This is a genomic window from Kribbella sp. NBC_00482, from assembly GCF_036013725.1.
Taxonomy (GTDB): domain Bacteria; phylum Actinomycetota; class Actinomycetes; order Propionibacteriales; family Kribbellaceae; genus Kribbella.
Window position 1 is genome coordinate 753,898 of record NZ_CP107881.1, and the last position, 17,842, is coordinate 771,739.

The 17,842-nt window shown below is 67.9% G+C and carries 23 protein-coding genes and 1 tRNA gene; 20 read left to right on the forward strand and 4 right to left on the reverse strand.

What is annotated here, in order from left to right:
* Positions 1-204: 204 nt before the first annotated feature.
* From OHB24_RS03800 to OHB24_RS03845, 10 genes are all read left to right on the forward strand, one after another.
* Positions 205-1,368 (forward strand): hypothetical protein, encoded by a 1,164-nt coding sequence (locus tag OHB24_RS03800; protein ID WP_327637535.1) that lies wholly within the window; start codon positions 205-207, stop codon positions 1,366-1,368.
* Between the two features lie 36 nt (positions 1,369-1,404).
* Positions 1,405-1,477, forward strand: a tRNA-Arg gene (locus OHB24_RS03805).
* A gap of 81 nt (positions 1,478-1,558) precedes the next feature.
* Positions 1,559-2,077 carry a hypothetical protein gene (locus tag OHB24_RS03810; RefSeq protein WP_327637536.1) on the forward strand — a complete coding sequence of 173 codons (519 nt, stop codon included), beginning with the start codon at positions 1,559-1,561 and terminating at the stop codon, positions 2,075-2,077.
* Positions 2,070-2,744, forward strand: coding sequence for a hypothetical protein (locus OHB24_RS03815; RefSeq protein WP_327637537.1), 675 nt, complete (start codon positions 2,070-2,072; stop codon positions 2,742-2,744). The genes OHB24_RS03810 and OHB24_RS03815 overlap by 8 nt, the downstream gene beginning before the upstream one ends.
* A 24-nt stretch (positions 2,745-2,768) precedes the next feature.
* Entirely contained in the window at positions 2,769-3,248 is a 480-nt protein-coding gene (gene smpB, locus OHB24_RS03820) for an SsrA-binding protein SmpB (RefSeq protein ID WP_327637538.1), read from the forward strand.
* Positions 3,249-3,728: 480 nt separating this feature from the next.
* Positions 3,729-4,238 carry a hypothetical protein gene (locus OHB24_RS03825; RefSeq protein ID WP_327637539.1) on the forward strand — a complete coding sequence of 170 codons (510 nt, stop codon included), beginning with the start codon at positions 3,729-3,731 and terminating at the stop codon, positions 4,236-4,238.
* Positions 4,225-4,842, forward strand: coding sequence for a chemotaxis protein CheB (locus OHB24_RS03830; RefSeq protein ID WP_327637540.1), 618 nt, complete (start codon positions 4,225-4,227; stop codon positions 4,840-4,842). The genes OHB24_RS03825 and OHB24_RS03830 overlap by 14 nt, the downstream gene beginning before the upstream one ends.
* On the forward strand, positions 4,842-6,713 hold the full coding sequence (locus OHB24_RS03835) for a CheR family methyltransferase (RefSeq protein WP_327637541.1): 1,872 nt from the start codon (positions 4,842-4,844) through the stop codon (positions 6,711-6,713). The genes OHB24_RS03830 and OHB24_RS03835 overlap by 1 nt, the downstream gene beginning before the upstream one ends.
* 9 nt (positions 6,714-6,722) lie before the next feature.
* A complete protein-coding gene (locus OHB24_RS03840) occupies positions 6,723-7,637 on the forward strand; it encodes an ANTAR domain-containing protein (protein ID WP_327637542.1) in 915 nt (304 codons plus the stop codon).
* A gap of 12 nt (positions 7,638-7,649) precedes the next feature.
* Positions 7,650-8,372, forward strand: coding sequence for a GAF and ANTAR domain-containing protein (locus tag OHB24_RS03845; RefSeq protein ID WP_327637543.1), 723 nt, complete (start codon positions 7,650-7,652; stop codon positions 8,370-8,372).
* Positions 8,373-8,410: 38 nt separating this feature from the next.
* Here OHB24_RS03845 and OHB24_RS03850 read toward each other — a convergent pair whose 3' ends face one another.
* A complete protein-coding gene (locus OHB24_RS03850; RefSeq protein WP_327637544.1) occupies positions 8,411-8,956 on the reverse strand; it encodes an AAA family ATPase in 546 nt (181 codons plus the stop codon).
* 157 nt (positions 8,957-9,113) lie between these two features.
* On the opposite strand from OHB24_RS03850, the gene OHB24_RS03855 reads away from it, so the two are divergent.
* The 5 genes from OHB24_RS03855 (at position 9,114) to OHB24_RS03875 (ending at position 12,314) form a co-directional block, all read left to right on the forward strand.
* The gene (locus tag OHB24_RS03855; RefSeq protein ID WP_327637545.1) at positions 9,114-9,335 is read left to right on the forward strand and encodes a hypothetical protein; all 222 of its coding nucleotides are present in this window, start codon (positions 9,114-9,116) and stop codon (positions 9,333-9,335) included.
* 54 nt (positions 9,336-9,389) lie between these two features.
* Positions 9,390-10,298 carry an NAD-dependent epimerase/dehydratase family protein gene (locus OHB24_RS03860; RefSeq protein WP_327637546.1) on the forward strand — a complete coding sequence of 303 codons (909 nt, stop codon included), beginning with the start codon at positions 9,390-9,392 and terminating at the stop codon, positions 10,296-10,298.
* Complete coding sequence (locus OHB24_RS03865) at positions 10,288-11,007, forward strand: LmeA family phospholipid-binding protein (RefSeq protein WP_327637547.1); 720 nt, start codon at positions 10,288-10,290, stop codon at positions 11,005-11,007. Before OHB24_RS03860 ends, OHB24_RS03865 begins: the two co-directional genes overlap by 11 nt.
* Before the next feature lie 75 nt (positions 11,008-11,082).
* Complete coding sequence (locus OHB24_RS03870) at positions 11,083-11,781, forward strand: PadR family transcriptional regulator (protein WP_327637548.1); 699 nt, start codon at positions 11,083-11,085, stop codon at positions 11,779-11,781.
* The gene (locus OHB24_RS03875; protein WP_327637549.1) at positions 11,778-12,314 is read left to right on the forward strand and encodes a DUF1707 SHOCT-like domain-containing protein; all 537 of its coding nucleotides are present in this window, start codon (positions 11,778-11,780) and stop codon (positions 12,312-12,314) included. The genes OHB24_RS03870 and OHB24_RS03875 overlap by 4 nt, the downstream gene beginning before the upstream one ends.
* A gap of 1 nt (position 12,315) precedes the next feature.
* On the opposite strand, the gene OHB24_RS03880 is transcribed toward OHB24_RS03875, so the two are convergent.
* Entirely contained in the window at positions 12,316-12,699 is a 384-nt protein-coding gene (locus tag OHB24_RS03880; RefSeq protein WP_327637550.1) for a VOC family protein, read from the reverse strand.
* 54 nt (positions 12,700-12,753) lie between these two features.
* Here OHB24_RS03880 and OHB24_RS03885 point away from each other — a divergent pair, with 54 nt between their 5' ends.
* The 4 genes from OHB24_RS03885 to OHB24_RS03900 all read left to right on the forward strand — a co-directional run bounded on the left by OHB24_RS03885 (position 12,754) and on the right by OHB24_RS03900 (position 15,119).
* On the forward strand, positions 12,754-13,338 hold the full coding sequence (locus tag OHB24_RS03885) for a helix-turn-helix domain-containing protein (RefSeq protein ID WP_327637551.1): 585 nt from the start codon (positions 12,754-12,756) through the stop codon (positions 13,336-13,338).
* Complete coding sequence (locus OHB24_RS03890; RefSeq protein WP_327637552.1) at positions 13,335-13,889, forward strand: DUF6036 family nucleotidyltransferase; 555 nt, start codon at positions 13,335-13,337, stop codon at positions 13,887-13,889. Before OHB24_RS03885 ends, OHB24_RS03890 begins: the two co-directional genes overlap by 4 nt.
* Before the next feature lie 75 nt (positions 13,890-13,964).
* Entirely contained in the window at positions 13,965-14,279 is a 315-nt protein-coding gene (locus OHB24_RS03895) for a hypothetical protein (RefSeq protein ID WP_327637553.1), read from the forward strand.
* A gap of 12 nt (positions 14,280-14,291) precedes the next feature.
* Positions 14,292-15,119, forward strand: coding sequence for a PhzF family phenazine biosynthesis protein (locus tag OHB24_RS03900; protein WP_327637554.1), 828 nt, complete (start codon positions 14,292-14,294; stop codon positions 15,117-15,119).
* Here the strand turns inward: OHB24_RS03900 and OHB24_RS03905 are convergent.
* Positions 15,103-16,161, reverse strand: coding sequence for a lipoate--protein ligase family protein (locus OHB24_RS03905; RefSeq protein ID WP_327637555.1), 1,059 nt, complete (start codon positions 16,159-16,161; stop codon positions 15,103-15,105). The genes OHB24_RS03900 and OHB24_RS03905 overlap by 17 nt on opposite strands.
* 46 nt (positions 16,162-16,207) lie before the next feature.
* Here OHB24_RS03905 and OHB24_RS03910 point away from each other — a divergent pair, with 46 nt between their 5' ends.
* Entirely contained in the window at positions 16,208-16,840 is a 633-nt protein-coding gene (locus tag OHB24_RS03910; RefSeq protein ID WP_327637556.1) for a hemerythrin domain-containing protein, read from the forward strand.
* A 101-nt stretch (positions 16,841-16,941) separates the two neighbouring features.
* On the opposite strand, the gene OHB24_RS03915 is transcribed toward OHB24_RS03910, so the two are convergent.
* The gene (locus OHB24_RS03915) at positions 16,942-17,766 is read right to left on the reverse strand and encodes a dioxygenase family protein (protein WP_327637557.1); all 825 of its coding nucleotides are present in this window, start codon (positions 17,764-17,766) and stop codon (positions 16,942-16,944) included.
* Between the last annotated feature and the right edge of the window lie 76 nt (positions 17,767-17,842).

A 17,842-nucleotide genomic window follows, 5' to 3' on the forward strand; every position in this document is an offset into this window, starting at 1 on the left:
GACGGTGACCAGGTCTTGACGGAACGGAGTTCTTGAACGGACCATCTAGTGGTTTGGTCCACCGATCTGGGGAGCTTTGTGCGACTCTCTGTAACCGTCCCGCTGGTCACACTCGGCTCCATCTCACTCTTCGCAGTCGCTCTCACTGCCCCCTCCTCGGGTGCGGTGACGGGCGCCGCGGCATGCTCCCACGCACAGCCGAGTGTGAGCTCGACCGAGGCGACGCGGCTGTCGCAGCCGACGTCCGCATCCGATGCGCGACCGCTCGGTGAGTCGCTCGGTGACGGCATCTCGACCGCGGTCCGCTCCCTCGAACCGCTCGACGCGACCGGCCGCCCGACGTCCGGTCTGCCGTACGGGCTGAGCCAGGGCGTCATCGGCGTGGTCGGCTCGGCCGCGACCGGTTACAAGGTGGTCGTGGACTCGGCGAAGCTGGACGCGAAGAAGTACGAGTCCGCGATGAGCCGCAACCTGCCTGCGGCCGGCAAGCCGTTGGTGAAGGTGGAACGCAGCTGTCGCTCGGCCCAGTCGATCGCCGACGCCTGGAACGCGGTCGGCGACCGCTCGTGGTCCTCCGACGCCTCACGTACGACGTACGCTGCCGACCTCGACCCGGTGAGTGAGAACGTCGTCGTCGAGTACGACCAGGCGACGACCTCCCCCGCTTCGTTGGCCGGGCTCCGCGACCTGTCCGGCGTACAGCTCGTCGCCGGCTCGCTCGCACGCACGTCCCGGCTGAGCGACACCCCCAAGGGCGGCCACTGGGGCGGCGCCCGGATCACGTCCGCGCTCAAGAACTGCACTGCCGGCTTCTCCGTCGTACGGCGCTCCAACGGCCAGCGCGGCTCGGTCACCGCAGGTCATTGCGGCGGCCCCGGCACGGTCTGGAAGTCGGGCACCAACTACTACGGCACCACGACGGTCCGCACGAACTACCCGGACTACGACCAGTCCCTGGTCACCGGCAGCGCGTACGGCGCCAAGATCTGGACCGACGGCCCCGGCGACACCGCCAACACGCGCACTGTCACCGGCGGCGGCGACCCCGGCGTCGGCACGGTGATCTGTCAGTCCGGCAGCTTCAGTACGTCGCTCTGCAGTCTCACGGTCCGCTCGACGTCGGCGAAGTACTGCGACACCGACGGCTGCACGACGTACGTCATTCGCGCCACTCGCGGCGGCCTGGTCGCGATCGTCGGCGGCGACTCCGGAGGCCCCGTCTACTCCCGCCGCGGCACCAGCTCCGCCACCATCCGCGGCATCGCCTTCGCCGGCGCCGGCTGCGCCGCCTCCCGCTGCACCACCCTCTACGCCGAGCGCTACAACTCCATCACCGGCCACCTCGGCGTCACCGCCCTGACCGGCTGACCCACCCCCCAACTCCGCTAAGCTGTCCCCGCGTGCGCCCCCGTAGCTCAGGGGATAGAGCGTCGGTTTCCTAAACCGTGCGTCGCAGGTTCGAATCCTGCCGGGGGCACCCAGATGCTGTCGTCGGAGCCTCGGGCGACAGTCCGCGGCTGCGCTGCGGCGACCCCGGTGGAGACGTAGGCTGGAATGCATGTCTGCGTCGCCGTACCCTGATCTGCCGTCCGTTGCCGACGTTGCTGCTGACATCGCCGGTGTGGTCGGGCGATTCACGCACGGTGAGACCCATGCGTTCGCTTTCGGCGACGCCCGCGTGCCCGAGGCGGTGATCGCGAGCTACGACCAGTACGACGAGCTTGGCGGCGAAGAGGCCCTCGGCAAGTACCGGACCGTGGTCGCTCCCGAGGTACTCGGCCGGCAACTGCCGGAGATGGTCGAGGCGATCCGCCGCGGAACCTTCGGCCCACCGGTACTCGTGGGCACAGAGACCGAACCCCTGCTGGTGGTGATGTCGACCCAGCAGTACCGCACGCTGCGCGGTGACGACGAGCCGCCGCCAGGCGTGATCGACGACCCGACCGTCCGGACCTACGACTCGTCGCCGACTCCGGGCAGCACCCCGTTCAGCGTGGACGAGTGGGCCAAGGACGACCCGTTCACCCAGCAGATGCTGGAAGAGATCCGGCAGGAACGCGGGACGGGCGATGGCTGAGAACCCGCCAGAACGGCCGTTCCAGGTCCTGCTCAGCGATGGCGCCGTTCAGGACCTCAACCGGATGCGCGACGCGGCTGCAGCGGAAGCCAAGCAGCATCCCAACGACAAGTCGCCGGCGAACAACGCGAACCGCACGGTCTACAAGGGCGTCCTCCGGGAGCTGCAGGATCTCGAGAGCGGATCGTCGAAGGGGCACCATGTGCTCGGCGCGCACAAAGGTCTCGGTGACGGCCGGGACATCGTCGTGTCCAAGATCGGCGACGGCACCGGGAAACCCAACCATCGCATGACGTTCCGCGAGATTCCCGGACGGAACGCCGGCGGGAAGGATGCACGCGACGTCATCGCGATCGGTCCTCGTCACGCCAGTGAGAACAACGCCTACCAGCAGACGGCGATGCGGCTCGGACGATCGGCCGACCAGAGCCTCCCGCAACTCGACCGGTTCGGTGCGGCGCAGGTCGGCAGTGGCGGCAAGGCGCATCAGCGCAACCCCGTCCTGGATGCGAACCGCGCCATCGCGCACGCCTTCGACGGCCAGACGCCCTTGTCCGGTTCGCGGCCGCTCAGCGAGACCGCGTTCGGGAGCCGTGGATCTTCGAGCGGTTCCAAACAGGCCGGCAAGCAGGCTGGCAAGCAGGGCAACCCACAGCGCGGCGAGTAGCGCCTGCTGGGGGAGAATCGGCGTGTGAAGAAGCCAGACGCTGAGCCTGTTGTCGCGCGGAACCGCAAGGCCGCTCACGACTATCACCTGGGCGAGGCCTGGGAGGCGGGAATCGTGCTGCAGGGGCCTGAGGTGAAGGCGCTTCGGGCCGGGCGGGCGTCCCTGTCGGGCGGCTTCGCCATGGTGGAGAACCGGGAGATCTGGTTGCACGGGGTGCACATTCCGCAGTACTCGCAGGCTCGCTGGTTCGAGGGCGGCTCGCGCCGCAAGCGGAAGTTGCTGCTGCATCGGGCGCAGATCGACAAGATTGAGCGCAAGGTGAACGAGGGTGGGCTGACGATCGTCCCAGTGAGCCTCTACTTCAAGGACGGTCGGGCGAAAGTGGAGATCGTCCTGGCTCGCGGTAAGAAGACGTGGGACAAGCGGCAGACGCTCGCCGAGCGCGAGGCGACGCGGGAGGTCGAGCGCGCGGTCAGCCGCCGGCTGAAGGGCCGCCGGGACTAGCGCAGCCGAACAGCCAACCACCGGTCAGTAAATATCTGCGTCCGTTGGCTTCGCTCGTAATTCTCCAACGGCCCGACGGGACCTTTGGCTCTGTGCCACCCTCGGCGGGTAGGGCACAGTCAGGCCATGAGCGCCGTGTCCGCAGCGACGGCAGTCGAACACCAACCTGCCCGCGGCCGCCGGACCGCTGAGGTGTCGAGTACGGCAGTCACTTTCACAGCCACACCTGGGACACAACCCAAGCGACAACGAACCTTTGGAGGTGGCAACGATGGCGACGACCAAGCACGCACGCCTCGTCGGGACCGCGAGTGGCAAGGTTCCGAGGCAGGTGTGATGCTCATCGACACCCAGATGCCCGACTGGGAACAGCGTCTGACGAGGGCGGAGCCGATAGACGCGGCCGTGGACCGGACCTATCGCGCCATTCGGGAAGTGGATCTCCTTCGGTCATCGTTGGCGACCGGCGCGGAGCCGGCCTTGCCCGCTGAGTTCGTTCGATGGACACATGGCGCTCCGTCCCGCCCGCGCTTCGAGACGTCCGGCTTCGAGGGCCTGCCGGCCAAGGGGTTCCAGGTAGTCGCGGACAACGGGTCGACCGAACTGGTTCTCGGCTTCATCGGCCGGTGGTGGCAGGACAATTACGGCCGAGCGAACTGGAACCCTGCGGACTTGCCGACGTTCGACCAGCCCGGCTTCGGGGTCGGAGCGTGGAGCCTGACCGTCCTCGGGTACGGCGATCGAGGGTGCGCCTTGGTCACGGAGGTGCGACTGCGCTGTACCGACCCGGCAGCCCGGCAAGCCCTGGGCAACTACTTCGCGCTCACGTCGCCGTTGATCACGGCCATGGGGCGGCCGATGCTCCGGCTGATCCGTCAGGCAGCCGAGCGCTCTACCGGATCCCGCGATGGTCCTCGTCACCTGGACGGCCGACCCGCTAGGCTCGGGGAGTGTCGCCCCGCCGTCGGAACAGACCATGACCGAACCTGACCCGCGCGCACCCGGCGCCGAGCAGGTCGATCGGTTCGACATCGTCGGCATCGCGTCCTCCGCGGGTGGCATTCGGGCGCTCACCGTGGTGCTCGGCGGGCTCGCCGCCGACTTTCCGGTGCCGGTCCTGGTCGTCCAGCATCTGGACCCGCGGCACGAGACCGTGCTCGCCGAGGTCCTCGGGCGCCGGTCGGCCCTGCCGGTGAGCCTCGCCAAGGATGAGGAGTACGCCGAAGCCGGCACTGTCTACCTGGCACCGCCGAACCGGCATCTGCTGGTCGGCGCCAGTGGTGAGCTGAGCCTCTCGAGCAGCGAACTGGTGCACTTCGTGCGACCGTCGGCCGATCTTCTTTTCGAGTCCATGGCCGGCGCGTTCGGGGCGCGCGCGATCGCCTGTGTACTGACCGGGACGGGCAGCGACGGAGCGACGGGGGTGAGTGTGGTCAAGTCCCGGGGTGGCACGGTGATCGCCGAGGATCCGGAGTCGGCGGAGTTCAAAGGGATGCCTGAAGCCGCGGTCGGCACCGGATCGGTCGACTTCGTGCTGCCCCTGAACGAGATCGCGGCCGTCATCAGGGACCTGGTCGGATCGAGGAGCACGTGATGCCGGGCGCTGCCAACGACGTCGTGGACCCCGATCTGGAAGGGCTGCTCACCTTCATCCGTGACTCGCGAGGTTTCGACTTCACGGGCTACAAGCGCTCGACCCTGGGCCGCCGGGTGCGCAAACGGATGAACGACGTGGGGATCTCGGAGTACGTCGACTACCGGGACCTGCTGGAGACGAGCGCTGACGAGTTCGGGTTCCTCTTCAACACCATCCTGATCAACGTGACCAGTTTCTTCCGCGACGCCGAAAGCTGGGCCTACCTGCAGCAGGAGATCGTTCCTGAGTTGCTGAACGGCGTCGACTCCGACGCGGACATCCGGGTCTGGAGCGCCGGTTGCTCCACCGGCGAGGAAGCCTACTCACTGGCCATCATCTTCGCCCAGGCACTGGGAATCGAGGAGTGCGCCCGGCGCGTCAAGATCTACGGGACCGACGTGGACGACGAGGCTCTGCGCGAGGCGCGCACCGGGGCGTACACGGCGAAGGCGCTCGCGGCGTTGCCCGAAGAGATCCGCAAGCTGTACTTCGAGCCGAGCGGCGACCGTTTCGCCTTCCGGTCCGATCTGCGACGACGGGTGATCTTCGGTCGCCATGACATCACCCGGGACGCCCCGATCTCCAGGCTGCACCTGCTCGTGTGCCGCAACACGTTGATGTACTTCAACGTCGAGGCGCAGTCGCAGATCATTGACCGGTTCCACTTCGCGCTGCGCGAAGGCGGGCATCTGTTCCTCGGCAAGGCGGAGATGCTGCTGTCGGACAGTGAGCGGTTCGACATCGTCAGCATGCGCCAGCGGATCTTCCGTAGGCACCCGGGCGACGTCGGGCTGCCGCATCAGCCGCTCCCGCCGAAGCTGGTCCCCGCAGGCGGGATGGAAGTGCGGGACGCCGCCCGCAAACGGCAGCTGCGCGATCTGGTGGTGGAGACCGCACCGAACGCCATGATCGCAGTCGACCTGGACGGGATCGTCATGCAGCTGAACAGCCAGGCCAGGGCCCAGTTCGGACTCACCTCCCACGATGTCGGCCGCCCGTTCCGGGACCTCGAGGTCTCGTACCGCCCCACCGAGCTTCGTTCGCTCATCGAGCAGGCCCATTCCGAGCGCCGGGCAGTCCGTGTCAACGCCGTAGAACGCCGGCTGTCTGCCGAGGATGTGCAGTACCTCGACATCATCGTCCAGCCGCTGACCGCCGCCGACGGCGTCGTCGTCGGATCCTCGGTGGTGTTCGTCGACATCACCGCGCTCACCCGGCTGCAGCTCGAGGTGAAGCGCAACCGGGAGGATCTGGAGACCGCCTACGAGGAACTCCAGTCCACCAACGAAGAACTCGAAACCACCAACGAAGAACTCCAGTCCAGCATCGAGGAGCTGGAGACGACCAACGAAGAACTCCAGTCCACCAACGAAGAACTCGAAACCACCAACGAAGAACTCCAGTCCACCAACGAAGAACTCGAAACGATGAACGAGGAGATCCGCATCCGTAGCACCGAGCTGGACGAGGCTCGCACCTTCCTCGAGGGTGTGCTGGCCAGCGTCGCGGCCGGAGTGGTGGTGCTCGACAAGGATCTCCGGGTGCGTAGCTGGAACCGCGGCGCGGAGGAGCTGTGGGGACTGCGCGGCGACGAGGTGCAGCGGCAGATGTTCTTCCAGCTAGACTTCGGGCTTCCGACCGCAATGCTCGTCGAGGTCGTGCAGCGCTGTGTGGACTCCGGTTCCCGGACCGGGCCGATCGACCTGGCCGCGGTGAACCGCAAGGGGCGAACAATCAAGTGCTCGGTGACCTGCTCGCCGATGAACAGCCGAGGCGAAGGCGTGGTTCTCCTGATGGAAGACATCCAGGAGAGCACGGACGAAGCGTAGGATTGCCGAGTGGAGAGTGGCCTGTCCGCCTGGATCCGGCCCGCGCGGGAGCGGGCAGACGCCGAGCGCGCCCGAGCAGCTCGGGCCGCGGCGATCGCACGCCGCCATGAGGAGCGCATGGCGACCGCCTCCGAAACGACCCGGGCCGTCCACGAACGCATGGCGCGTATCCACCACGCCCTCGAAGAGCGCCACTTGACCGCCGCGAGATTGCACGACACTCATGTCCGTCGGCTCACGCAGTGGTTCGTCACCGAGGACGCGGCGGCCGATCGCCGGCCGCGGCTCATCTCGGCCATCGCGGAACTGCTCGGCGCCCGAAGCGTGGGGATCACGCTGCTGAACTCCCAGCGAATCACCGCATCGGCCATCGCATCCGACGCCGTGGCGGCGGCTGCCCAAGATCTTGAAGTCACCCTGGGAGAAGGGCCGGTGCATGACGCCACCGCCTCCAGCAGCCTGGTTGTCGTGCCGAAGGAGTTGCTGCCAAGACGCTGGCGGCACTACTCGCCCGCGATCTCAGAGCTCGGCGTGCATTCGCTGGCCGTCGCGCCGCTAGGAGTCCGCGGGAGCTGTGTTGGCGCACTCGCCGTGTTCGATCCAGCGAGTCCCGAGCCGGCTCGGCGGCTGACGAAGTACCTTCAGGAAATCGCCGACGCGTTGACCCACACCATGTTGCTGACCAGGACGACCATCGCCCAGCTCGCCGAGGAGAGTCCGCCGGATGGCATGGAGACGCTGCTGGAAGCGCCCGATTTCAGTGCGGTCGTCCATCAGGCTACCGGGATGGTCGCCGCGCAGGTCGGCTGCAATGTCGCCGACGCGCTCGCCCTCATCAAGGCTCGGGCATTCGTGGACAACGAACAGGTGAGCACAGTAGCGCGCCAACTCGTCGATCGGCGCCTCCGACTGGAAACACCCTGAGGGAGAGATGCGATGGGCGACACTGAACATCCGAGGCGCGACACACAGCCCGACCTCGTCGCGAAGTTCGTGACCGACGCAGACCCGATCGGCGCTCTCGCCTGGCTGGTGGATCGCTGCGCGGAGATGCCCGGCGTGAGCACGTCCGCTCTGCTGCTGGCCGACAGCCGTGGCACGCTCGACGTCGTCGCGGCATCGTCGGGGTTGGCGCGTGAGCTGCAGGAGTTCGGGACGCGGCATGGCGAAGGGCCGGCTCAGGACAGCTACGACAACGGCTCACGCATCGACTGTGCTGACCTGGTTGAGGCCGATGCCAGGTGGCCTCGCTACGCGCCGATCGCTCGCCGGCGCGGCGTGCTTGCGGAGCACGCGTTTCCCTTGCCCTTGCCTGGACGGACGATCGGAGCGATGACGCTCTCCTTGAGCGCAGCCGGCGGTCTGCCCGATGAATCGCTCAACACCGTGCAGGCGCTGGCGAACACGGCGGCACTCGGCGTCGAGAGCCACCGGGCAACACAGAACGAGGTCCTGGTCGATCAGCTGCAGACCGCGCTCGACAGCCGAGTGCTCATCGAGCAAGCGAAGGGCCTGCTCGCCGAGCGGCTGAACATCGCGCCCTCCGATGCCTTCCAGGTGCTGCGCCAGCACGCCCGCTACCACCGGCTCCGCCTCATCGACGTCGTGACCGCCGTCCTGGACGGTACTCTGATGCTGACCACGGAACCGTCCCGCTGAGTCGCCGGTGACGGCCGCCGGCTGAAGGGCCGTTCGGGCTAGCCCTTCAGGTAGCTGTCGACCTCGGGCAGTACGTCGGACAGCGGGCGGTGCATGTCCAGCAGGAGGTAGTTGTCCGCGGGACGCTCGACGCGGTCCAACCACGAGCGGAACAGCGTCTCCCCGTCATCCGGCTGGTCGCCGAGGTCCACCGGCGGAATGCTGACGCCACGACGCTGGCTTCGCAGCTGCGGCCGCCGGGCGAGTCGCTCGTCGACGACCTTCAGATCATGGACCTGGCACTCGATGTACCTGTAGGTCGCATCGTGCGACCGGGCGGTTTCCATGCCTTTGTCGCGGATCCGCGGCCAGAAACACGGGCTGTCGACGACCACGGAACGCCCCTGGCCGAGCACGCTGCGAGTCATTGCGAACAGGACCTCGTACGCCGCCTTGGAACGACCGGCGACGTCGACGCCCCCATCGAGAACGGCGGTCAGAATCACGTCGTAGTCGATGGCAACCGCGCCGTACGTGTCGACGACATGGGCCGCGACGGTCGACTTCCCCGACCCTGGAACGCCCGACATCTGAAGCAGGAACATCGTTTCCAAGCCTCCACCCATTGCTGGTGCGGATAGACTGGCAGCATTCCGGAGCGATGACATACCAGGCGGCGTGTCGGGAACCCGCGGGCCCTATGAGGCGATGCCGATGTCTAGGCCAACTTCCCTCCTTGCCGATGTCGGTCGCCGCTCAGCCATGAACGACGATCTGTCGCACCTGTTCGCGGAGGTCGTGTCCGCCCGCGCCGCCGAGCGGCTTGCCCGCGGTCCGCGGCGTCAGGGCGACAACACCCGCAGTGACGCCAGCCGCCTGGCAACGTCGCTGCGTGCCTACGCGAGGGCCCTGGAGAAGTACCGGCTGCCCGTACCGCCCGTGATCCGCGACGAGCTTCGTCTGCGCAGCGGGCTGCCGTCCTGAACGACCCGACGCCCCCGGGATACTGAGGGCTTCGTCGAGTCAAAGGGGTAAGGCGTGCAGGTTGTCGTCGGGGCTGGGGCCGTGGGGAGCGTGGTCGCCCGGCTGTTGGTGGCACGGGGTGAGCAGGTCCGCGTGATCACGAGGTCCGGAAGCGGGCCGGACGGGGCGGAGCGGATTGCCGCGGACGCCAAGACCGGGTTGACGGACTACGTCGCGGGCGCGACGGCGATCTACTCGTGCGCAGGCCCGGCGTACAACAAGTGGGCGACGGAGTGGCCGCGGCTCGGTACGGCGTTGGTCGCGGCAGCCGAGTCGTCCGGGGCGGTGCTGGTGAGCACCGGCAATCTGTACGGGTACGGCGCGGTGGACGCGCCGATGAGCGAAGACCTTCCGTTACTGCCGAACACGGTGAAGGGGCAGGTGCGGGCGAAGGTCTGGGCCGCTGCCCTGGCCGCGCATCAGGCGGGGCGGATCCGGACCGCTGAGGTGCGCGGGTCCGACTACCTGGGCGCGGGCGCGGTGTCGCCGTTCAGTGTGACGGTGTTGTCCAAGGTGATCGCCGGGAAGCGCGGAATGATGCCGGGCGATCTCGACGCACCGCACAGCTGGACGTACGTCGGTGACGTCGCGCGACTACTGATCGCGGTCGCCGACGACGAGAGCGCGTGGGGACGGGCCTGGCACGTTCCGACGCCGGAGCCCCTGTCGGTACGCCAACTGGCGACCCGCGCCGCCGAGCTGGCGGGTGCGCCGTCGGCGAAGGTTGCGTCGATGCCTACCTTGGTACTGCGGCTTGCGGGACTCGTCGACCCGGTCGCGCGGGAGATGGTGGAGATGCTGTACCAGTGGCAGCGGCCGTTCGTCGTCGACTCGACCGCCGCGACTGTTGCCTTTGGCATCAAGCCCACACCGGTCGCCGACGCGCTCCGGGAAATGATCGGAAAGGGCAGGAATGAGCTCTAGGAGACCGCGCCGGTGGTTGCGCCGCCTCGTCGTGACACTGGTGGTGCTGGCGGTCCTGGCGATCGCCGTCGACCGCGTCGCCGCGTACGTGGCCGAGAACCAGCTCGCGTCGATGGCCGAGAAGGAGGCCAAGCAGTACGACGTGCGCTCGGCCGGCACCTCGGTGAAGATCGGAGGCTTCGGGTTCCTGCCGCAGCTGGTCAACGAGGACTTCTCGAAGGTCACGCTGACGATGGAGAAGCCGACGTTCTCCGGCGTACCGGGTGAGGACCTGAAGGTCGAGCTGCAGAACGTGCACGTGCCGCGGTCGCTGCTGACGCAGCAGTCCGGTGCGGTGACCGTCGACGCGACCGATCTGCGGCTGCAGTTGTCGGCGCGGGAGCTGGCTCGGCTCGCGGTGCGGAGTACCGGGCTCGAGGGGCTGTCGATGTCGGTCGTCAACGGTCAACTGCAGGCGAAGGCGAGCGTGCGAGGCATCAGCATCGACGTACCGATCACGCCGCAGGTCAAGGACGGGCGAGTCGCGCTGACGCTGGGGCAGTTGTCCGATTCGATCCCGTCGTCCGTGCAGAGCGCGATCCGCAGCCAGCTCGCCAGCGGCATCACGCTCCCCGAACTGCCGTTCGGCGCCCAGCTCACCGGGATCAGCATCGTGGACAACTCCGTCGTCCTGACCGCCGTGGTGAAGGACCTGAAGTTCAACGCCTGAGTCTCTTGGGTTGCGATCGTTCGCGATATATCGTCGAACTATCGCAATCACTTTCGTGAGGGACGGGTGGTCCAGATGACCGGATCGGCGTACGCCGCGGGATGGCCTTGGGCGCAGTTCGCGCGGCACTGTTCAACCTTCGACGACATCAAGGACGAGTTGCGCGCGGCGATGAGCGGCCACCGCGGGCACCAGGGGCACAGTCACCAGCAGCACTTCGGGCCGCCGTGGGCGATGTTCGGCGGCGGGCAGATGTTCGGTCCGCCGTGGGGACCGCCGCCACGCTGGCGGGGCCCGAAGGCGCGGCGCGGCGACGTCCGGGCGGCAATTCTCGCCGTCCTCGCCGAGCAGCCGATGAACGGCTACGGCATCATCCAGGAGATCGCCGAGCGCAGCGGCGGCATGTGGAAGCCGAGCCCGGGCTCGATCTACCCGACGCTGCAGCAGCTCGAGGACGAGGGCCTGGTGACGGCGGACGCGGAGGTCGGGCGGCGGACGTTCCGGCTGACCGACGAGGGCCGTGCGTACGTCGCCGAGCACCAGGACGAGGTGTCCGCGCCGTGGGCCGCGATGAGCGCGCCGGCGGGTAACGACGACGAGAACGGGTTCAAGCCACTCTTCGGGCAGGTCGCGACGGCGATGTGGCAGATCCTCGCGAGCGGTACGCCGGAGCAGCAGGCGAAGGCGCGCGACGCGGTCGCCGACCTGCGCCGGAAGCTGTACGGCATCCTCGCCGAGGAAGACGACGGCACGGACCAGCAGGACCGTTCATGAGCTCCGCCGACCGGGACCGCCGACGCCGAGGCGGTCCCGGCAGGCGGCAGGGTTGGAACGGCCCGGGCTGGAGTGGTCCGGGCTGGTACGACGAGTCCGCCGGGGACTGGCGCGGCTGGGGCCAGCCACAAGAGGCGCCGCGGGTCGACGTACCTCGGAAGCGGGTGCGGATCGGTGACGCCGAGAGGGATCAGGCCGTTTCGTTGCTGAGCGACCACTTCGTCGCCGGGCGGTTGACGCAGGCCGAGTTCGAGGAGCGGAGCGAGGTGGTGACGCGGGCACGGTACTCGGACGATCTCGAGCCGTTGTTCGACGACCTGCCGAGCTCGACGGAACTGCAGGTCGTGCCAGGCCCGGCCAACCTCCGTCGCCGCACCGGTCCGCCGCCGCCGTTCCTGATGCTGGCGCCGTTCCTGATGATCGGTCTGGTGATCACCTCGGTCGCACTCACTGCCCCGTGGCTGCTCTGGGGCATGTTCTGGATCGTCATGATCAGCGGCATGTCCCGCCGCCGTTGGCACCACCACCGCTGAACTACCGCCGCTGCCGCGCCCGGGGGATCTCCTCGGCGAACTCGACGACGAACCCGTCGGGGTCGGCGACGTGGACCGTCCGGTGTCCCCACGGACGGTCCGCCGGCCCACTCAGCACCGGTACGCCGGCCGCCCGCAGCCGCTCGGCGTACGCATCCACGTCCGCCACCATCACCACCACTTCCCCACCCGCGCCCGGCGTCGCCGCCCGCCCGGTCAACCACTCCGCCCGGCGCCGCTCGTACAACGCGAACCGCACCCCACCCGCGTCGAACTCCGCATACCCCGCATCCGTGAACTTGTACGCAAACCCCACCACATCCCGGTAGAACCCCACCGAGACCCCCAGATCCCCGACGTACAAAATGACGTACCCGATCTCCATGAGCGGGACGCTACGCCATTGCCGCCACTGTCTGTTGCATATATGCTACGGCCTATGGAAGCGGGTGAACTGGTGAGACGGGCGCGCGAGGATGCCGGGCTCTCGCGCAGCGCTCTTGCTGCCAGAGCGGGGGTTCCGACCTCCACGGTCTCGCGCATCGAGGCTGGGTCGACCGACCCGACGATCACGATGCTTTCGCGACTGATCGCGGCTGCAGGTCGTCAGCTGTCCATCACGATGGACGGAGCCGCGCACTCACGGGGACTGTCGATCGACAGCCTCACCGAGGCCTATTCGCCTGATCACACAGTCCGAAAGGTCAACTGGGCGCGACTGAGAGGGTTCCTCGACCACCTGCTTGCCCATCCTGAGCTGACTGCCGCGGCCATCGAGTCTCCCCCGGTCCGGACCGGCGACGCCGCCTTCGACGCGCTCCTTGCCGGCATCGCGGAGAAGCTCGCGGACGACGCCGGGATCCCGCGCCCTCGATGGACCAGGTCGGTGCCGCCCGCACCCATTCCCTGGGAAGCTCCCGGCACGCCGGCGCGTGTCCAGCGAGCACGCACGCAAGCACCTGCTCAACTAGCAGCCCGAAACATCTGGCTGGCCGCCCACGACCTCTGGCGCAACGCGGCGTGAGTCACACCGACCCCGAGCTGGGACCGACCGTCCTCGGCAAGCTCGAGATCCTCAGTTACCTGGGTGAGGTCGCCGACGAGCTCGCCGTCCGGCATCTGGCCTGCCGTGTGGTAGTAGTCGGCGGCTCGTACCTCGCCTTGCACGATCTCCGGGAATCGACCGCGGACGTCGACTCGGTGAGCAAGTTGACCGATGAGGTTCGAGCGGTCGTGCGTGAGGTCGGAGACCGGCACGGTCTACGGGCCGACTGGCTCAACGACTCGGCCATGACCTTCACGCCAGCTGGTCTGAAGTTCGACGAGTGCGAACTGCTCTTCGAACACCGAAACCTCACAGTCCTCGGGCCGTCGCCCGACCAAGTGTTCTTGATGAAGCTCCTCGCCAGCCGTGCACCTGACCACGACGACATGACAGTGCTGTGGCCGAGGTGCGGGTTCACCGATGCACAGGCCGCTGTGGACGCGTACTACTTGGCCTATCCGTTCGAGGAGCACGATCCGCACCTCGTCGACTACGTGCAGCAGATCGCTGACCAGTCCACGCAGCTGTAACTGTCGGTGGCGGCGCGTACGGTCGCGGGTGTGTATGACGGTGTGTTGATTCTTGAGAGTTTGAAGGTTGGGACCGTGTTGGACGGGGTCCCGCTGGTGGTGACGAAGGTGAGTCGGGTGGCGGTTGGGGGTACGTCGGCGGATCAGCCGTCCGTGTGGTCGTTGCTGGAGTTCACCGTCGAGCGTGGTGAGGAGTTGGCCGACGTACTGGCGGGGGTTCTCGACGGGCCTGGGTGGTACGCCGACTTTCATGACGAGCACGAGATCTTCGTGATCTTTCCGGGGCGCGTGTTCCGGTATCGGCGGGGCGACGACGCCGCGCGCGAAGAGGCGAAGGAGTTCGGGCGCGGTCTGGCGATCCCGGAGGCGCAACTGGACTGGACGCGGTGATTGGATGAGCACATGGTGACCGTTCTCCGCTACGCGGCCTTCACGTCCGATCCCGCCGGGGGCAATCCGGCCGGTGTGGTGCTCGACTCCAGCGATGTCGACGACGCCGCGATGCAGGCGATCGCGGCCGAGGTCGGGTACTCCGAGACCGCCTTCACCAACGGACCGGACGCGAGCGGCGTGCGCCCGGTGCGGTACTTCTCCCCCAAGGCCGAGGTCCCGTTCTGCGGGCACGCCACCGTCGCGACCGCCGTTGCTCTGGCGGAGCGCAACGGCCCGGGCGAGATCGTCTTCGGAACGCAGGCCGGCCTCGTCCCGGTATCGGTCGACGACACCCTGCGCGCGACCCTCACCAGCGTCGAGCCGTCCGTAGAAGACGCCGGCGACCTGAGCGACGTACTCGACATCCTCGGCTGGTCACCTGACGACCTCAACCCCGCCTTACCGGCGAGGATCGCGTACGCCGGGGCGCGGCATCTCGTCCTGAGTACGGCGACCCGGCAACGACTCGCCGCGCTCGACTACGACTTCGACCGCCTGCTCGCGTACATGCTCGAGCGCGACCTCACCACACTGCAGCTCGTCTGGCAGGAATCGCCGACCGTCTTCCACGTCCGCGACCCGTTCCCGGTCGGCGGTGTCGTTGAGGACCCGGCAACGGGTGCCGCAGCGGCTGCGTTCGGCGCCTATCTCCGGGAGATCGGCGAAGCGCAACCCACGATCACGCTGCATCAGGGCGACGACCTGGGACGGCCCAGCCTCATCACGGTGGAGCTCCGCCCGGACGACAACCGCGTGCGGGTCAGCGGCAACGCCGTACCGATCACGGCACCCGCGTAAGCCACTCCTCGGTGCCGAACTTCGCCGCAACCCGTTCCTCGGCCAGCGCGACGGTCTCCGGCGAGATCGTGCCGTCCGACAGCCCGTAGCGGTTCCGGAACGTACCTGCCATCCGCGAGATCACGTCCGCGCGGTCGAGACCGGTCTGGCTGCGCAACGGGTCGACGCGCTTGTTCGCGCTCTTCGTGCCCTTGTCGGACAGCTTCTCCCGGCCGATCCGCAGTACCTCGACCATCTTGTCGGCGTCCATGTCGTAGGCCATCGTCACGTGGTGGAGTACGGCGCCGCCGGCGAACCGCTTCTGCGCGGCGCCCGCGATCTTGCCGGCCGGCGAGGTGATGTCGTTGATCGGCTGGTACGTCGCCGCGATGCCGAGATCGTTGAGCGCACCAATGACCCAGTCGTCGAGGAACGCGTACGACTCGATGAACGACAGGCCGGAGACGAGCGATTCCGGGACGTACAGCGAGTACGTGATCGTGTTGCCCGGCTCGACGAACATCGCGCCGCCGCCGCTGATCCGCCGTACGACGGTGACGTCGTGACGGGCCGCGCCGTCCAGGTCGACCTCGTTCCGCAGCGACTGGAAGCTGCCGATGATGACCGCGTTCGACGCCCACTCCCAGACCCGCAGCGTCGGCGGGCGCTCCCCGGATCCGACCTGCTCGGTCAGGACCTCGTCGAGCGCCATCTGCAGCGCCGGCTCCCGCGGTACGTCGTGCACGAACTCCCACTCGTGGTCACGCCAACCGGTCGCGCCGGTCAACGCACGCCGTACGGCGACCGCCACGGCCTCGGGCGAGAACCCGAGCATCTCGACGCCGTCGCCGAGCGCACCTCGCACCCGCGCGGCGATCTGAGCCGCGGAAGCGGCCACCTGCAGACCTGCCAAGGCCCCGTTGATCCGCTCCAGTGCGTCGTCCGGCTCGAGGAAGAAGTCACCCGAGATCTGGGCGTTCCGGACGTGCTCGTCGACGACATCGAGGTCGGCCACGACGAGCTTTCCGCCCGGGACCTTGTACTCACCATGCATATTCACCATCAACTTGCTCTGGTCAACGGATGTTCCCGGACGCATACTCCCGGCCATGGGGGCAATGAGTATGAACAAGGCGATCCACGCGGCCGTTCGGCGGGACCTGGGTCGATTCCTGGAAGCACTGGAGCGGTTCCCGGACGGGGACCGCACGCGCGCGGCGCAACTGGCCGCGGCCTGGCAGAACTTCGACAGCCAGCTCACCCGCCACCACGAGGGTGAGCACGAGATCGCGTGGCCGGCGCTGCAGAAGCTCGGCGTGAGCGCGGAACTGCTGGCACAGCTGGATTCCGAGCACGACACGATGGCAAGCGCACTCGCTGCATCGCGGACCGCGCTGGGCGCGCTGCGGAAGTCCGCGAGCGCGGACGACGCGGCGACCGCACGCGCTGCGATCCAGGAGCTGCAACGGGTCACCGTCGATCACCTCGAACACGAGGAGGCCGAGATCGAACCCGTCTACCAGGCCAACGTCGGCACGCCCGAACTGAAGGCGATGGGCCGCGAGTTCGCCAAGGTCGGCCCGGCGGAGGGCGGCACATTCTTCGCCTGGGCCCTCGACGGCGCCACGCCCGCGGAGTCCGCGGCCATCACCAGCACCGTGCCCAAACCCGTCATCACCGTGATCCTCGGGATTTTCGGCCGCTCGTACCGAAAGTCGGTCGCGCCCGCCTGGCGGACCTGAGGCACTCATCAACTGGCGCCGCCCGCGTGAGTTCGCGCTCACGCAGGCGGCGCATCGGGCTGTCGGCGGACGTTAGTGAGTGCTGGCGGTTCGCAGGACCGTTATGCCGAAGGAGCAGCGGTCGGCGGAGTCCCCGTAGGCGGGGTGCCGCCCGGGCCGCCGGGGGTCTGGAACGAGTCGTCGGCGCCGACCGCGGTGTCGGACAGGTCGAGCGCGATCGCGAAGGCCGCCTCGTAGCCGTCGCGGGTGCGCTTCGGGGCGAGCAGCATCTGATCGCCGATGTCCGCGTAGTGCATGTCGGTGTCGTTGGTGGTGTCCGGGGTGCCCTTCGCGGCGTACGGCGCTCGCGCGAGGTAGGCGGCCTTGAACTGCTCGGTGAAGTAGAGCTGCGACGTGAACTCGTAGGCGTTCCCGTCCGTGCCGGTGGTACGGATCTTCACGTGTGTGTGGACGGTCCGGCCCTCGTACCAGCCCGGCAGGATCGTGGTGAACTTGACGATCCCGCGACGGTTCGACACCTGGTACCCGCGCAAATAGTTCTTGCCCGTCGTCCCTTCGACCGCGATGTCGGAGTACACGCCGGCCGCATCGCAGTGCCAGATGTCGACGGTTGCCCCAGGCAAAGGCTTGCACTGGGACCCGGCCAACTGCAGGACGTGCAGGACCAGGTGGAACTTCGCACCCGCCACGACCGAACCGTCCGACGTGTCCACCCGGAGATCCGAGCGGTTCAGCCCTTCGTCCACGAAGTACGGACCCTCGGTCATTTCCGGCTTAGCTACACAACTCGGTGTAGTAGCTGCCGCGTCGGCGTTGGTCGCCACCGCCGTACCCACTGCCGTGAACGTCACCCCGGCGGCACCGAACACCGCGAGCGCCCGGCGCCTGCTCAGGACCCGGCCGACCGGCTTGTCGTCGTCTTCCACTGCGATCTCCTTCGTTCGTAACGAAGGCTCGACCGTAGAAATCCCCGCTGGGAAACCCGTTGGGCTTTGCTGGCAG

Excerpts from the sequence above, each read along its gene's own strand:
- OHB24_RS03810 (WP_327637536.1), top strand. The coding sequence starts at position 1,559 with ATGTCTGCGTCGCCGTACCCTGATCTGCCGTCCGTTGCCGACGTTGCT.
- OHB24_RS03815 (WP_327637537.1), top strand. The coding sequence starts at position 2,070 with ATGGCTGAGAACCCGCCAGAACGGCCGTTCCAGGTCCTGCTCAGCGAT.
- OHB24_RS03830 (WP_327637540.1), top strand. The coding sequence starts at position 4,225 with ATGACCGAACCTGACCCGCGCGCACCCGGCGCCGAGCAGGTCGATCGG.
- OHB24_RS03835 (WP_327637541.1), top strand. The coding sequence starts at position 4,842 with ATGCCGGGCGCTGCCAACGACGTCGTGGACCCCGATCTGGAAGGGCTG.
- OHB24_RS03845 (WP_327637543.1), top strand. The coding sequence starts at position 7,650 with ATGGGCGACACTGAACATCCGAGGCGCGACACACAGCCCGACCTCGTC.
- OHB24_RS03850 (WP_327637544.1), bottom strand. The coding sequence starts at position 8,956 with ATGTTCCTGCTTCAGATGTCGGGCGTTCCAGGGTCGGGGAAGTCGACC.
- OHB24_RS03855 (WP_327637545.1), top strand. The coding sequence starts at position 9,114 with ATGAACGACGATCTGTCGCACCTGTTCGCGGAGGTCGTGTCCGCCCGC.
- OHB24_RS03865 (WP_327637547.1), top strand. The coding sequence starts at position 10,288 with ATGAGCTCTAGGAGACCGCGCCGGTGGTTGCGCCGCCTCGTCGTGACA.
- OHB24_RS03870 (WP_327637548.1), top strand. The coding sequence starts at position 11,083 with ATGACCGGATCGGCGTACGCCGCGGGATGGCCTTGGGCGCAGTTCGCG.
- OHB24_RS03875 (WP_327637549.1), top strand. The coding sequence starts at position 11,778 with ATGAGCTCCGCCGACCGGGACCGCCGACGCCGAGGCGGTCCCGGCAGG.
- OHB24_RS03880 (WP_327637550.1), bottom strand. The coding sequence starts at position 12,699 with ATGGAGATCGGGTACGTCATTTTGTACGTCGGGGATCTGGGGGTCTCG.
- OHB24_RS03885 (WP_327637551.1), top strand. The coding sequence starts at position 12,754 with ATGGAAGCGGGTGAACTGGTGAGACGGGCGCGCGAGGATGCCGGGCTC.
- OHB24_RS03900 (WP_327637554.1), top strand. The coding sequence starts at position 14,292 with ATGGTGACCGTTCTCCGCTACGCGGCCTTCACGTCCGATCCCGCCGGG.
- OHB24_RS03905 (WP_327637555.1), bottom strand. The coding sequence starts at position 16,161 with ATGGTGAATATGCATGGTGAGTACAAGGTCCCGGGCGGAAAGCTCGTC.
- OHB24_RS03910 (WP_327637556.1), top strand. The coding sequence starts at position 16,208 with ATGGGGGCAATGAGTATGAACAAGGCGATCCACGCGGCCGTTCGGCGG.